Raw genomic sequence first — 11,474 nt, forward strand, 5'->3', positions numbered from 1 at the left:
GTTTTTATGCGTTTTTGTAGGAGCAAATCCATCAGCTTTCCATTCATCAAACATAGTTTTATAAATGATAAAAGCATCTAAATAATTTTCGATTAATGGTTCTAATGAAGGTGTGAAATTGTCATCTTCAGTCAATAATTTTATGATTCTATTTCGTTCTTCATCCCTTGCAACATCTAGCATTTCCAACTTTTTCTTCTTTGACATTCGAGCCATTTTCACACCCCCCTTCATTTTTTAAAAATGGCGCAACTATTGATATGCCCCCTACGCTACCTATCCTCCCCAGAGAAGAATTTTTAACTTTTGATAGGGGGGCTTCCAAAATAACTCGGAAAAACTTTTTTCGGTTTATCTTCATTTTCTTCGATTGTATGACAAACTGGACAAAGTAACCTTAAGTTATTTTCTTCTAATTTAAGAGTTTGGTCTTCTTTGATTGGGATTACGTGATGAACATGAGCACGCCTACCAAAGACAAACTGTCCACATCGTTGACAACATCCCTTCTCTCTTTCATATACCTTTGACCTGACAAACTTCCATGCATCAGTTCGATAGAATGATTTGTTATCATGATGGTAGATGTTCTTCTTATCTTTCTTCTTCCTTGGCTTGTTACGCTTATGTTCTTCACAGTAACGTCCTTTGCTTATCTTGTTACGGCAGCCATTGAAGTCACAGTACTTCATGATAGCAATTCAATGATGTCTTCTTTCTTTTTAATATCAGAAGGGATTTCAATACCTAGCTCATCAGCATACTCACGTAACTCTTTTATTGTCTTATTACTCAAGATAAGTTCTGTACCTGCTTCACCAATTGCCAACGTATCTTTAGTCAAATACCCTCCTGTTGCAAATCCTTTATCAGCAATCATACTCTCAGGATTAACAGTTACTTCAAACCCTGGTTCTTCACCTGTAGGAACAAATAGACTCTTCTTCTTTTCATTATCCCAATACTCTGTACCTGATATTGTTTTTCTTGTTTCAGTAATCAATTAGATTCACACTCCTTATAATTATTTTCTTTCTTCCAAGTCTCGAACTCTTCTTTAGCAAGACCCAAGCCTTTATCTAACCAGTGCAACTGTATCTTGTTTTGTTCCACAATCTCAGAGCTAGTTTTAATTGTTACTACAATCTGTTCTCTTCTAGCCTCTTGTTCTTTAATCCACGCATCCATTTGCTTTACATATATCTCATCTGGACTCATGTACTTAACACCATCCTTTTTAAATGCAACACGTTTGCGCTTATCTTTACCTAGATAACCTCAAGAACTCTCTCATGCCATCTACAACTTCTTTATCGTTTTCAATAAGCTTACCTTTGACATAGATATCTCCATTACTTTTCAAAGATACAATCTCTTGTTCACCAACTTTTAAAATGATACTGTCATGTGAAGTATCTCTTGCCAACTTATTTAAATCTCCATTATGAAATATAAGACTCATCTCTACACCACCTATGTAATTTTTGCATAATAAAAAGCCGCAACCATTTCGGTGCGACTTAATAACAAATGTATTTATTTAACAAACTATTTTACCTTTAATACAGAATATATTTCTAATATTAAATCATAAAACTTACGACCCCAATGTTCATTAGTATCTTTTTCATTGGAAAGTATAATAGGCTCTTCATTGTTAATATAAACTATCAATTCCGCTGTACGTTTCTCCGGATTCAATTTTAACAATTCCACTTTATTAATTTCCTTTAATGATAAAGTTTGTACATGAACATCACCTTGCTCATCAATATTACAAATAGAAATATATCTTTCTGAGATAAATAAAAATTCAACGTCTTCTTCCTCAAGAAATATATTCTGTGGGTAAAAAACATGACCTTTATCTAGAGTTTGTAAAATACCACTCTCACTCAAAGTTTCAATAAGGTTATAAACCTTTCTATAATATCCATTTGAATATCTCTCTGTAGAAGACCAACCCTTTAATTTTTCTAATGTCATTTCACTCATATATAACACCACCTTTCCAATACTATTATTTCGACAAAATAATCACTATTACCTTTTACAAAATCGAAATATATTGTACAAAGTGATCTACATAAAAAAGAGCAACCGTGCACCAGTTGCCCTTTCATCAATTCTTTATGTTATTACTATAAACTCTTTTTGCAATAGTTAACATGAACTGAAGTGAACTTAACATTTTGTTAACTTAACTTCTGTGCATATTCAATCATACGCTTTATTTGCGCGTGTTTATTATAGATATAGCGCGGACTATAGTGTAACTCTTCAGCAAGCTTTTCCAATGTTTTGCCCTCCACATACTTACCATACATGATCTTGTGTTCCAAACCATGGAATGTACTAATTACCTTTTTGAAATCAAACATGTCATTCATTTTTAAAGCTAATTCATGTTCACGAGTAGCAATACGATCTTCTAGTTTCGCTCCTTCTGATTCAGCTGTTAAACGTACTTCCCACAAATCACCACCAGCCCAGCGTTTTAATTCTCGTTTACTTCTATATAAGTCATTTTCCAAATAAATGATTTCATCCTCTAATTTTTGATAATCCTTTAGCCACTCTAACATTATGTGTGCCACCTCACTTATTTTAAGATGCCAGCTTGCACAAAAATATTTCTCCATGCATTTGTAACTCTCTCCTTATCCATTGCTCTTGCACGTCGGTCAATGGCTTTTTTTATCTTCTTTTTCTTTAAGTTAGCCACATCAACACTTCCTTCTCTCTATTTTTTAATCGAATCTTATTAAACGCTATTTATAGCCTGAACGAGCCGTTTTAGTACTTCCTAGACTTATTGTATTCTCAATCAAAAACAAGCCCTTTCTTACGTGATTTTAGCACCCCATTCATTCGAACTGTTGTTCTTTGACTAGCACCTCACGCAAGTCATTAATCGTTATATCCTTCTCAATTAAATCATCCTCTTGTACATGGCAATTACGAACTTTTTCAACTGCTTTTTCCATTGTTTCTGCTTCAACAACTGCTTCATACATTTTCATTTGAGTAAAGGTAATATTGAATGTTTTCATTTCGTTCTCCTTTTCTATTCAAATATCTATTTTGTTTGGCTTTTCGACTGTTCAAATGCCTGTTTCTCACACTCTATACACGCTACAATGTCACCAGACTCATCAAATTGATAAATAGACTTTTCTTCAATATCCTTATTTAAAAAGCAAATGTCACAATTGAATTGCTGTTTCTTATCCACTAATTTGTCATTGATTTTCTTAGTTAGTTTTACAGTTCCAATTTCTTCATACGGTTCAACGGAATACCCTTTCTCTTGTAACATTTTCGCAACATCTTGCATATCTTTCCATGCTTCTGTACCTTGGCAAAATTTAATAGTGATTGTATTCATTTTCTATTCTCCTTTCAATATCCCGTGTGATATACGAATAATCTTTTTTACATTACACATACTATTTACGAGTCAGCTACACTCTTTCAAAACGGAGCTTTACCCCTCCGAACTGTTTAGGCACTTGGCAGGTGATTTGGTCAATTACCTGCCATTCCGATTAAAATAATGCTTTTGTTTATTTATGGCTTGTCTGCAACTTAATATCTGGAATAATTTCTTCAGGTCTAAACAGTACTTTGTAATGGTATGCATCTTCATACTTAGCGTCTGTTTGTTCAATAAAGTAACTTACATTATCGCTTAATCCAAGGTAATGCTTCTTATATTTACCGTCACCAGTCTTACAAGTTACAGTTATCTTCTTCCCATCACCAGCGTCTAAAGCGCATAACCCTTCAATACTTAAAAGGTATTTATCAGTTATACCATTGAAGAACACTACTCTTCGTTGAACCTCAAACGAATCAGCTGATTTAGATAAATTATGTGAAACTGTATCCGCTTCTGTACCACAACCAGCTAAACCCGTTACCGCCATAATAGACATTAAACCTGCAATTATTTTCTTTTTCATTTTCTATTCCCCGTTTCTTATAAAATTCAAATTGTATTACATTAAAAGAAGACACGTGGTCCATACATACTCCCTTTGTTTCAATCAATCCTGTAGACCCCCATCTTTACCAAACTGAGCAGCATTTTTATTGATTTTTGTTAGGATACGGCTAATTTGAACTTGGCTACACCCTACTTCATTTGCAATGTTTTGTTGTGTCCTGTTCTGTAGACTCATATCTAATACGATGTGTTCTTTATGTGATAATTGAGATTTAAATGACTGTATCACCATTCTATTAATCGATACATCCTCGACGTTTTCGGCTTTTTTATCCTCTAGCATGCTTTCCAAGGTTAATTCTTCATTCCCGTTAGACTGGTGTACAACTTTATTCAAGGACTGTGTACCTGGTTGATAATGTAATGCGTTGCTTACTACGGATATATCTTCATTTAGGATACTTGCTATTTCTTCTGGAATTTCATCTTCTAGGTTTTGTCTCAGAATTTTCCCCTTTATACTGTATACACTCCGTTGCACTTTCACCTTTTGATGATCTCGAATGGCTCGACCAATTTCACCTATAATTTTAGGAACAGCATACGTTGAAAATTTACAACCATACTCAAGATCAAAATTATCCCTTGCTTTAATAAGACCTATCATCCCAAATTGAGTTAAATCCTCTATATCTAAGCCTGTATCATGTTCTATACTCTTCATTTTTTTCGCATATCGTTTCCAAACACAATGATGAACAAGCCTTCCATACTTCTTCATAAATTCAGTGTCTGACATTTCTCTAACGTTAACTCCAGCTTTTACTTGGTCTCTTTCTTTAGTCATTTTTTGGGTTCTCCTTTTTCAAAGTTAGGAAAGTGTTTTTCTTGTAACCTTGCAAAAGCTACCGAAAGTTCTTCTTTAGCTGAATGTTTATTGTCTTCTAACACTTTTTTAAAATCATCCAAAAAATCCCGTACTCTTTCATCAGTTTTCGCTTTAACTATTAATTTCCACAGCAACTCTTTAATACCATCAAGTATTTCTCCACTCTTATTATTTGCCATTACCTCGCACTCCCTGCCGTAATTGGAATCTTATAACACCCTTCTCTTAACCGGTCTAAAATACGTCCACCTTGCAAATGGCCCAGACGTTCCTGTAGTTCCTCATCACTACAGTTACTTGTAATAATCATTCGTCTCCAAGTACTGTATCGATAATCAACAATCGTATATAAAAACTCTGCTGCAAACTCTGAAGGCTTTTCTGCCCCTAAATCATCTAGTACTAATACATCGCACTTCATGAGTAATGCCATAATTTCCGCTTTGCTTTCCTTATCACTGCTAAATGTAGAGCGTATCCTATCTAACAGTTGTGTCACGTTATATACAATTACTTTAGGACCCATACTCTCTAAAGTGTGTTTAATTGAATAACAAAGTCTTGTTTTTCCAGATCCGAATCCACCTTGTAAAAACAACCCTTTTTCTTTCTTTTTTGAGATATTTTCAATGAAATATCTTGCACCTTTAACTGCCTTCTCAACACCCGTTCTCATTTCAAAATTTTCAAGGCTAGCATCAATATATCTTTCTGGTGTTGGCATTAAATATCGATTTTGTTCTCCTTGTTGCATTCTCTTTTGTGCTGCCTCTACAACATCCTGATATCTAATCTCATCTTGTTCCGCGGATGGTTTCCTCAAGCATTTCGGGCATACTGGTTGCACTTTTCCCGTCGAATTAACGCCTGGTACTTTTGCGCCTTTTAAATGTTTTAATAAGTAGATAGGCAACTGCATCATTGGAACGAATATTTTACAAGTTTTACACCATGCACCTTCTTCAAGTGACATAGTCTTCATTAATTCCTCTACACTGACTGAGTTTCTCACTTCTCGATCACTACTGAACACTTTTTGAAAAAGCTCTTCTCTCCCCATTTAGCACACCCCTAGAATGGCAAATCATCTTGTTCCGCTGCTTCTTGTTGGAAATGTTTCAACCGTTCCTCAGCAGACATTTCCGAATGTTGCTTTGTTTTTGGCTTGCTATTTAAGTAGCTTTCAAACTTTGTTCCAAATAGTGTTTCTGGTCTTAAATATTCATCCCATTTTGCATCTCCAAACCAATGAGATTTCTTTATGTCAATTACTTTCTTGAACTGTTCAACTTTATAGCCTTCAGCTAGTCTTGCTTTTATTAATGTTTGAGTCTTCTTAGTTGAGGTCCGATAATTCTTTTTACATGTGGAGTTGAGATAGTTTACTATCTCGACTATATATTCTGTAATCTCTGTAGATAGTCTCTGTGTATTCTCTGGTATTGGTTTACTCAAGTTGGGTACTTCCATCTGCTCAACTTGGTCACATCGTCTACCCAACTTGGGTACATCGTTTGTGCATTCGAGCAAACGAAGTTTTTCATAATCAATGGCGTACCACTTGGTTTTATCGAATTTCGCTTTATTATAATTACCTATTAATAAAATCTTTGTATCTTCTAAATTTTTCAACACACGCCTAATTGTATTTTCACTCCAAAAAGGAAACTGTTTTGACCATTGTGCAGCACTGTTATATATCCAACGTCTTTCATCATAAAAATGGTTAGAACGATTTAACCAATAATGTATCTGTTGTAAAAAGACCGCTTCATTTAATCCAATACTCTTCGCTAATGATGGGAGAACTAGTAAAGGTTCTTCATTTATGATTAACTTGCTCATATAAACACCTCTTATATTTAAGGGGCATAATCATGCCCCTCTTTTCATAAACTGGACATGTATGTTATATTTCTAATAAGTATTTTTTTAAGTATTTTTATTTAGTAACTTGTTGGCGCAAGTTACTTTTTTTGTCTATAATCCTTCGTAATATTGATCATTGGACTGGCTTTAAATATCTTGGTCTAGGTTTCTGAACTTCTTGAGTTTCTCCAGTACGATTATTTATTAACTTTTGTTTCCCTTTCTGGCCAGATTGCAGCGTATAAGTATCAAGTCCTTTACCTTCAAAAAACTCTTCCGCTAAAGACTTTTCTCCTTCAATGCGTCTGATTCTGCTTATAATTGTCATTGAACTAACCGCAAAACATGTGATATCCCAATTGTCGTAATCGTATAGAAACTCTAAGATATTTTCTCCTATAAGAGTATCCATCCCGATTTCTTTAGCGCGATTCATAGTAAAGAAATAATCTTTCTCTTCCCATTTGTCTCCGTCATAGGATTTTGTTATAGGAAACATATTTATAAATTCTCTTGGAGTTACCTTTTTCATCAATTCTTGTAAGTAACCTATTAATTGCAGCTTGTCTTTTAAGTATTCATAACTTGATACATCGCTTTTGGTATATCTAATGAATCTCACACCCGAAAAAATCGTTTTTTTACATGAGTCTTGATGGAATGTCCCTGTGCTTTTTACCCTTTGTAGCAACTCACGTAGATTTTTAGCAAACATCTGATAATATATCTCTCCGTAATCTGGTTCTGATTTTGTGATCCCATCAACTACTTGTAAATTATCCATTAATTTTTACCCCTTTCGTTCCAACGCTAATTCATTGCTAAAAATACTCTTTATCACATCCAAATACGTGTTATAATTCCGTAGTCTCATTAAAGAAAAATATGTGAGAGCCTCTTTAAATGCCATCCACCAATTAAGTTCGTATATGTTATAAAAAGTTTCTGCATCCATACGAATTGCATCTGAGAATAACGTAAGAGAATTTACTTTCTTTTTAGCTGCTAAAATTTGTAGCCTTTCCCAAGTTTCTAAAGATTCTTTTCTTTCCTGATCTACCACCACTTGCAAAACTAACCACTCGAATCCATTAATCCCTTGCACAAGTTTCTCTTCAATAATTTCTTGCTCCATTAGTAAGGTTGCGAACATCGGTTCAATTTCCATATAGTACCTCCTCGTTTTCAATTCTTATTACATTTCTGTAAAATCCATTTGCGCATTTACAAAAGATATTTCCTCACTCAATACAATTGGAAGTGTATATTCTTCAACTATTTTCACTGCTACATTTAAGTGGCAACGCTTAATTGCTTTATGACTTTTCACTCCGAATTCACGGTATAGTTGATTGTAGATATCACGATAAACTTTTCCTCTTAATCCGCGATCTCGATAGGCATTAGACTGTTTTCCGCCTAGTAATACTATTCCTTGACGTTTTACGGCATTAGAAATTTCATCAGATTCAATTGCGAATAACGGTGTATTATCTTTTAAGTCTTGTACATCTGACTTTATCTCTTCAATTGTTTGTTGCTGACCTTCTAATGCTCGGAATGTAAGTTTTAATACATCCATTGGATCAGTAGGAAGCCGTTGTTGCTCTCGTGCATTGAAATAGGTTTCTTCTAAGAAATCGAATTGTTCCCACGCTTTGTCTGTATCGAGAATCTTGCAATGCCTATTCGCCCCTCGTTCTGTCCACAAATATAATTGGTTTACATTGTTTGGCACGAGCTGAATATTATTCAGGTCGCGTTTAAAGGAACGTAATTCTTCACCTTCTAAGAAAAAATAATGTTTGCCTTCAACGAACTTTGATTTATGATTACTGAAATTTTTTTGCACATTATTAACATCCGTTTGATAAATAAATGCTAATTGCTTTGTCGTTAAAATTCTTTCATTGTTGAACTCTAGTACTGTTAATTGATCCATTTTATTCCCTCCTAAACTTATAAACTTGGAATTACACGAGTTGTGTTAGTATAACGGTGTACTAAATGCAGCTCTCCACCAGCTTTCTTGAAAACCAACCAATTATTAGGATTTAAACTATATAATTTAAGATGCATTTTTTCACGTTTAGTCAATTTCTTTCCGTTTTTCATTCTTTACTCTCCTTTCAGGCTTGTCCAATATATACCCTCACTTCATTAAGCTATTGCTCAATGAAGTTTAAACATTAACTGGCTGCACTGTTTCGTTTAGCTCCTAATTCCTTTTTAACAACTTTTACTTCAACCCCATAAAACGACTCATATGCTTCTTTAAACACTTCTTCGATATTTTTTTCGCCATAAGTTTCCTTGATGATAAACCCTTTATAATTAATTTCTGACATGGCCCTCTCACCCCTATATTCCCTAAGGGAATATTGTTGTTAAAAAAAATCGACTTGCTCTTCAAACAAATCAACTACGTTTCCTTTTAATGCATGCGCCATTCTGGATGCTAAGTTATATGATATTTTCTTTTTATAATTATGATTGTTAATTAGCTTATAACAGTAGCTGCAGGATATTTCTAATTCATCGGCTAACTCTTGATACTTATATCCAGATTTTTTGAATGCTGCTTTTAATTTTGTCTCGTCCTTAATCACTTTCATGTAATAACTCCTTTCTGTATCGTTGTAAATCACCTTAACATTCCCTAAGGGAAAGTTCAAGATATATTTTCACTCGTATTTTAAATTATTCTTAGAAATAGCTCGGATTGATTTTCCCCTTAGGAAATATTATAATAATCCTAACAAACCACTTATGAGGTGATTATTGTGGAATTTAAAGATCGGTTACGTCAATTAAGAAAAGAACGAAATTTAACACAACATGATCTTGGACAAGCTATCGGTGTTACTGCAGGTAGTGTTTCTAAGTTTGAAACTGGATTTAAACCTGCATCTAGAGAAACTGTTGAACGTGCAGCTGATTTTCTCGGTGTACCTGTTGATTATCTCTTAGGACGATCTGACTCTCGTGAATTAGATGCTGATATGAATCGAAAGTACTTGAGCATAAAAAACCGTTTAGAACAACTACCTGAGGAACATCAAGAAATTGTCTTACAAAACATGCTAACAATGATGGAAAGTCTAGAAAAATTAAAGAGTACTTCAAAATAGTGATGTAGTGTTACTCATCGCTATTTTTTATTTTTTGTTCGATATTAAATGCAACTTCGATGAATTGATTAAACTCAGACTCACTATTTGAACGTGAGTCTACACATTTTAAAAACGACTTTAAAATACTTTCTTTTTTCATTCCCATCCCCCTCACCTGCTATAATCCAATTATAACCTTTCCTCTAGGGAAAATTCAGAAAGTAAATCACTTTTATTTTTTTCATTTTAGTTTACCAATAAAAAAAGAGCGGTTTTAATCCACTCTTTAAAATATCCTTATCCACCAGGTTTAATTTCAACCATTTGCATTTTTTTATCTATCTGCATATTTCCATTATACGACAACCCCACCGTTAGCACCGTTAATAATGTACAAACTGTTAATACTAATTTCTTCAATATCAACAACCCCTTTTTGTTTTTCATTCCCCAAATTAACCATCGATTGAGTCAACAAAGATTTATCCCCTCTATTACACAATTCTTTTGCTACTATCGCTGAAAATAGATAATTAGCTTGGTAGAAGTATTGATAAAACAAATCATATAAACATTCGATTTCATTGGAAGAACATGCTATGAAATAATTTAAAAAGTCCTTGTCTCCTCTTTCTCTTATTATATCTTGGAGAGCTTTAATTGACAATTCACATGTTGGGTTTTTTTGGTACAACAATAACCTATTGTCGGCGTCTTCGTCTAGTTTTACCCCTAAATAGATTTTAGCAACATCTAGATTATATCTAGCCTCTTGTTCAATATCTGCATCACCAATTTCCTTACTTAATAAATAACTCTTTTTTAAATTGACCAAACATTGTTCTTTATTTTCTAATACATTTGACATACCTAATATGTAATATGCGTCTGAGATTGTTTTTGTACAAACATTAGCATGAATTAAGAATTGAGCATAATTCCTAGCTAAATCTACATTATTCTTTTGTAGGAAAATCGGTGCGAACAATTCAGCAATACGATAATTGTAACATTCTTTAATGAAGGATTTTCTTTCTCCTTCAATTTGGTTCACTAGTGATTCAATCACTTCTGCAGTTTCCAACATTATATTGAATTTTTTCAGATGGTAATATTCATAGCATTCCATGATTTTTGTTAATATTTCTAAAACCTTATCTTTAGTAGCGCCAATCTTCTTTAATTCCTTTGTTATTTCTGAGCCCTTAATTATATTCTTAATATATTTAAACAAAATTGTATACACTTCAACATATTCTCGTATTGTTCCAGTTTCTTCGCTATGCTTTTGTATTAATTGTTCCAATAAGGTTGTATTACGAGTTAGACACGCATATTCAAAACTTTGTTTTATAGACTCTGTGGTATCTAATTCTAAACACCACTCGGACATAGTTTGGTGTGCTTTTTTCCCTTCAACGCTTAAAATATGTGCTAGCTTCAATAATTGAGAAAATCCAATTGTTCCTTGTCTTTTGAATTTTGACATGTATTGTTTTGAAACACCAATTTTACAAGCTACACTAGTAGCTGTTAAGTCATCCCTATCTTCAATCATCCTCATAATTTTTTCATGAAATTTCAAGTGACTATCCCCCTTCATTTCAATACGCAACACTTTTCCATTATATTTACAGAATATTTTATCATATTA

At 33.6% G+C, this 11,474-nt stretch carries 24 protein-coding genes; 1 reads left to right on the forward strand and 23 read right to left on the reverse strand.

Annotated features, from left to right (window positions below; all coding sequences use genetic code 11):
* The 21 genes from RT27_RS21220 to RT27_RS21305 form a co-directional block, all read right to left on the reverse strand.
* Nucleotides 1-216 (reverse strand): P27 family phage terminase small subunit (locus tag RT27_RS21220; protein ID WP_043937340.1); only part of this gene is annotated, 216 nt, incomplete at its 3' end.
* 83 nt (nt 217-299) lie between these two features.
* Nucleotides 300-692, reverse strand: a complete 393-nt coding sequence (locus RT27_RS21225) for an HNH endonuclease signature motif containing protein (RefSeq protein WP_043937342.1) — start codon at nt 690-692, stop codon at nt 300-302.
* A complete protein-coding gene (locus RT27_RS21230; protein ID WP_043937344.1) occupies nt 689-1,003 on the reverse strand; it encodes a Rho termination factor N-terminal domain-containing protein in 315 nt (104 codons plus the stop codon). Before RT27_RS21230 ends, RT27_RS21225 begins: the two co-directional genes overlap by 4 nt.
* Nucleotides 1,000-1,218 (reverse strand): hypothetical protein, encoded by a 219-nt coding sequence (locus tag RT27_RS21235; protein WP_043937346.1) that lies wholly within the window; start codon nt 1,216-1,218, stop codon nt 1,000-1,002. The genes RT27_RS21230 and RT27_RS21235 overlap by 4 nt, the downstream gene beginning before the upstream one ends.
* 46 nt (nt 1,219-1,264) lie before the next feature.
* On the reverse strand, nt 1,265-1,462 hold the full coding sequence (locus RT27_RS21240; RefSeq protein ID WP_043937348.1) for a hypothetical protein: 198 nt from the start codon (nt 1,460-1,462) through the stop codon (nt 1,265-1,267).
* An 86-nt stretch (nt 1,463-1,548) separates the two neighbouring features.
* Nucleotides 1,549-1,995, reverse strand: a complete 447-nt coding sequence (locus RT27_RS21245) for a DUF3908 family protein (RefSeq protein WP_043937350.1) — start codon at nt 1,993-1,995, stop codon at nt 1,549-1,551.
* Nucleotides 1,996-2,195: 200 nt separating this feature from the next.
* Nucleotides 2,196-2,585 (reverse strand): hypothetical protein, encoded by a 390-nt coding sequence (locus RT27_RS21250; protein ID WP_000895343.1) that lies wholly within the window; start codon nt 2,583-2,585, stop codon nt 2,196-2,198.
* Between the two features lie 17 nt (nt 2,586-2,602).
* Nucleotides 2,603-2,725, reverse strand: coding sequence for a DUF3983 domain-containing protein (locus RT27_RS33890; RefSeq protein ID WP_001284975.1), 123 nt, complete (start codon nt 2,723-2,725; stop codon nt 2,603-2,605).
* Nucleotides 2,726-2,867: 142 nt separating this feature from the next.
* Complete coding sequence (locus RT27_RS21255; RefSeq protein WP_043937352.1) at nt 2,868-3,053, reverse strand: hypothetical protein; 186 nt, start codon at nt 3,051-3,053, stop codon at nt 2,868-2,870.
* A 26-nt stretch (nt 3,054-3,079) separates the two neighbouring features.
* A complete protein-coding gene (locus RT27_RS21260; RefSeq protein WP_043937353.1) occupies nt 3,080-3,388 on the reverse strand; it encodes a hypothetical protein in 309 nt (102 codons plus the stop codon).
* A 178-nt stretch (nt 3,389-3,566) separates the two neighbouring features.
* Nucleotides 3,567-3,965, reverse strand: coding sequence for a hypothetical protein (locus tag RT27_RS21265; RefSeq protein WP_000726818.1), 399 nt, complete (start codon nt 3,963-3,965; stop codon nt 3,567-3,569).
* A gap of 84 nt (nt 3,966-4,049) precedes the next feature.
* Nucleotides 4,050-4,796 (reverse strand): sigma-70 family RNA polymerase sigma factor, encoded by a 747-nt coding sequence (locus RT27_RS21270; RefSeq protein WP_043937355.1) that lies wholly within the window; start codon nt 4,794-4,796, stop codon nt 4,050-4,052.
* Nucleotides 4,793-5,017 (reverse strand): hypothetical protein, encoded by a 225-nt coding sequence (locus tag RT27_RS21275; protein ID WP_043937357.1) that lies wholly within the window; start codon nt 5,015-5,017, stop codon nt 4,793-4,795. Before RT27_RS21275 ends, RT27_RS21270 begins: the two co-directional genes overlap by 4 nt.
* Nucleotides 5,017-5,898: an ATP-binding protein gene (locus RT27_RS21280; RefSeq protein WP_043937359.1), complete on the reverse strand. Its 882-nt coding sequence runs from the start codon at nt 5,896-5,898 to the stop codon at nt 5,017-5,019. The genes RT27_RS21275 and RT27_RS21280 overlap by 1 nt, the downstream gene beginning before the upstream one ends.
* Nucleotides 5,899-5,909: 11 nt before the next feature.
* The gene (locus tag RT27_RS21285) at nt 5,910-6,683 is read right to left on the reverse strand and encodes a conserved phage C-terminal domain-containing protein (protein WP_043937361.1); all 774 of its coding nucleotides are present in this window, start codon (nt 6,681-6,683) and stop codon (nt 5,910-5,912) included.
* Nucleotides 6,684-6,840: 157 nt separating this feature from the next.
* Nucleotides 6,841-7,491 carry a hypothetical protein gene (locus RT27_RS21290; protein WP_043937362.1) on the reverse strand — a complete coding sequence of 217 codons (651 nt, stop codon included), beginning with the start codon at nt 7,489-7,491 and terminating at the stop codon, nt 6,841-6,843.
* Between the two features lie 6 nt (nt 7,492-7,497).
* Nucleotides 7,498-7,875, reverse strand: a complete 378-nt coding sequence (locus RT27_RS21295; protein ID WP_043937364.1) for a hypothetical protein — start codon at nt 7,873-7,875, stop codon at nt 7,498-7,500.
* Nucleotides 7,876-7,902: 27 nt separating this feature from the next.
* Nucleotides 7,903-8,649 (reverse strand): ORF6C domain-containing protein, encoded by a 747-nt coding sequence (locus tag RT27_RS21300; protein ID WP_043937366.1) that lies wholly within the window; start codon nt 8,647-8,649, stop codon nt 7,903-7,905.
* A gap of 17 nt (nt 8,650-8,666) precedes the next feature.
* On the reverse strand, nt 8,667-8,822 hold the full coding sequence (locus RT27_RS35310) for a hypothetical protein (protein WP_197078000.1): 156 nt from the start codon (nt 8,820-8,822) through the stop codon (nt 8,667-8,669).
* 74 nt (nt 8,823-8,896) lie between these two features.
* Nucleotides 8,897-9,055, reverse strand: coding sequence for a hypothetical protein (locus RT27_RS35315; RefSeq protein ID WP_197077999.1), 159 nt, complete (start codon nt 9,053-9,055; stop codon nt 8,897-8,899).
* Between the two features lie 39 nt (nt 9,056-9,094).
* Nucleotides 9,095-9,322, reverse strand: a complete 228-nt coding sequence (locus tag RT27_RS21305) for a helix-turn-helix transcriptional regulator (RefSeq protein ID WP_043937368.1) — start codon at nt 9,320-9,322, stop codon at nt 9,095-9,097.
* Between the two features lie 168 nt (nt 9,323-9,490).
* Here RT27_RS21305 and RT27_RS21310 point away from each other — a divergent pair, with 168 nt between their 5' ends.
* Entirely contained in the window at nt 9,491-9,838 is a 348-nt protein-coding gene (locus RT27_RS21310) for a helix-turn-helix transcriptional regulator (protein WP_043937370.1), read from the forward strand.
* Between the two features lie 10 nt (nt 9,839-9,848).
* On the opposite strand, the gene RT27_RS36135 is transcribed toward RT27_RS21310, so the two are convergent.
* Both RT27_RS36135 and RT27_RS21315 read right to left on the reverse strand, forming a co-directional pair.
* The gene (locus tag RT27_RS36135) at nt 9,849-9,980 is read right to left on the reverse strand and encodes a hypothetical protein (protein ID WP_269429663.1); all 132 of its coding nucleotides are present in this window, start codon (nt 9,978-9,980) and stop codon (nt 9,849-9,851) included.
* 195 nt (nt 9,981-10,175) lie between these two features.
* A complete protein-coding gene (locus RT27_RS21315) occupies nt 10,176-11,405 on the reverse strand; it encodes an AimR family lysis-lysogeny pheromone receptor (protein ID WP_231577681.1) in 1,230 nt (409 codons plus the stop codon).
* Nucleotides 11,406-11,474 lie beyond the last annotated feature (69 nt).

Source organism: Bacillus sp. L_1B0_5 (genome assembly GCF_000836715.1).
GTDB classification, from domain to species: domain Bacteria; phylum Bacillota; class Bacilli; order Bacillales; family Bacillaceae_G; genus Bacillus_A; species Bacillus_A thuringiensis_S.

Bases quoted from the DNA above. Each gene is read 5' to 3' on its own strand.
- RT27_RS21290 (WP_043937362.1), bottom strand. From the start codon at position 7,491: ATGGATAATTTACAAGTAGTTGATGGGATCACAAAATCAGAACCAGAT.
- RT27_RS21305 (WP_043937368.1), bottom strand. From the start codon at position 9,322: ATGAAAGTGATTAAGGACGAGACAAAATTAAAAGCAGCATTCAAAAAA.
- RT27_RS21265 (WP_000726818.1), bottom strand. From the start codon at position 3,965: ATGAAAAAGAAAATAATTGCAGGTTTAATGTCTATTATGGCGGTAACG.
- RT27_RS21300 (WP_043937366.1), bottom strand. From the start codon at position 8,649: ATGGATCAATTAACAGTACTAGAGTTCAACAATGAAAGAATTTTAACG.
- RT27_RS21245 (WP_043937350.1), bottom strand. From the start codon at position 1,995: ATGAGTGAAATGACATTAGAAAAATTAAAGGGTTGGTCTTCTACAGAG.
- RT27_RS21285 (WP_043937361.1), bottom strand. From the start codon at position 6,683: ATGAGCAAGTTAATCATAAATGAAGAACCTTTACTAGTTCTCCCATCA.
- RT27_RS35315 (WP_197077999.1), bottom strand. From the start codon at position 9,055: ATGTCAGAAATTAATTATAAAGGGTTTATCATCAAGGAAACTTATGGC.
- RT27_RS21225 (WP_043937342.1), bottom strand. From the start codon at position 692: ATGAAGTACTGTGACTTCAATGGCTGCCGTAACAAGATAAGCAAAGGA.
- RT27_RS21295 (WP_043937364.1), bottom strand. From the start codon at position 7,875: ATGGAAATTGAACCGATGTTCGCAACCTTACTAATGGAGCAAGAAATT.
- RT27_RS21235 (WP_043937346.1), bottom strand. From the start codon at position 1,218: ATGAGTCCAGATGAGATATATGTAAAGCAAATGGATGCGTGGATTAAA.
- RT27_RS35310 (WP_197078000.1), bottom strand. From the start codon at position 8,822: ATGAAAAACGGAAAGAAATTGACTAAACGTGAAAAAATGCATCTTAAA.
- RT27_RS36135 (WP_269429663.1), bottom strand. From the start codon at position 9,980: ATGAAAAAAGAAAGTATTTTAAAGTCGTTTTTAAAATGTGTAGACTCA.
- RT27_RS21270 (WP_043937355.1), bottom strand. From the start codon at position 4,796: ATGACTAAAGAAAGAGACCAAGTAAAAGCTGGAGTTAACGTTAGAGAA.
- RT27_RS21250 (WP_000895343.1), bottom strand. From the start codon at position 2,585: ATGTTAGAGTGGCTAAAGGATTATCAAAAATTAGAGGATGAAATCATT.
- RT27_RS21255 (WP_043937352.1), bottom strand. From the start codon at position 3,053: ATGAAAACATTCAATATTACCTTTACTCAAATGAAAATGTATGAAGCA.
- RT27_RS21275 (WP_043937357.1), bottom strand. From the start codon at position 5,017: ATGGCAAATAATAAGAGTGGAGAAATACTTGATGGTATTAAAGAGTTG.
- RT27_RS21240 (WP_043937348.1), bottom strand. From the start codon at position 1,462: ATGAGTCTTATATTTCATAATGGAGATTTAAATAAGTTGGCAAGAGAT.
- RT27_RS21260 (WP_043937353.1), bottom strand. From the start codon at position 3,388: ATGAATACAATCACTATTAAATTTTGCCAAGGTACAGAAGCATGGAAA.
- RT27_RS21280 (WP_043937359.1), bottom strand. From the start codon at position 5,898: ATGGGGAGAGAAGAGCTTTTTCAAAAAGTGTTCAGTAGTGATCGAGAA.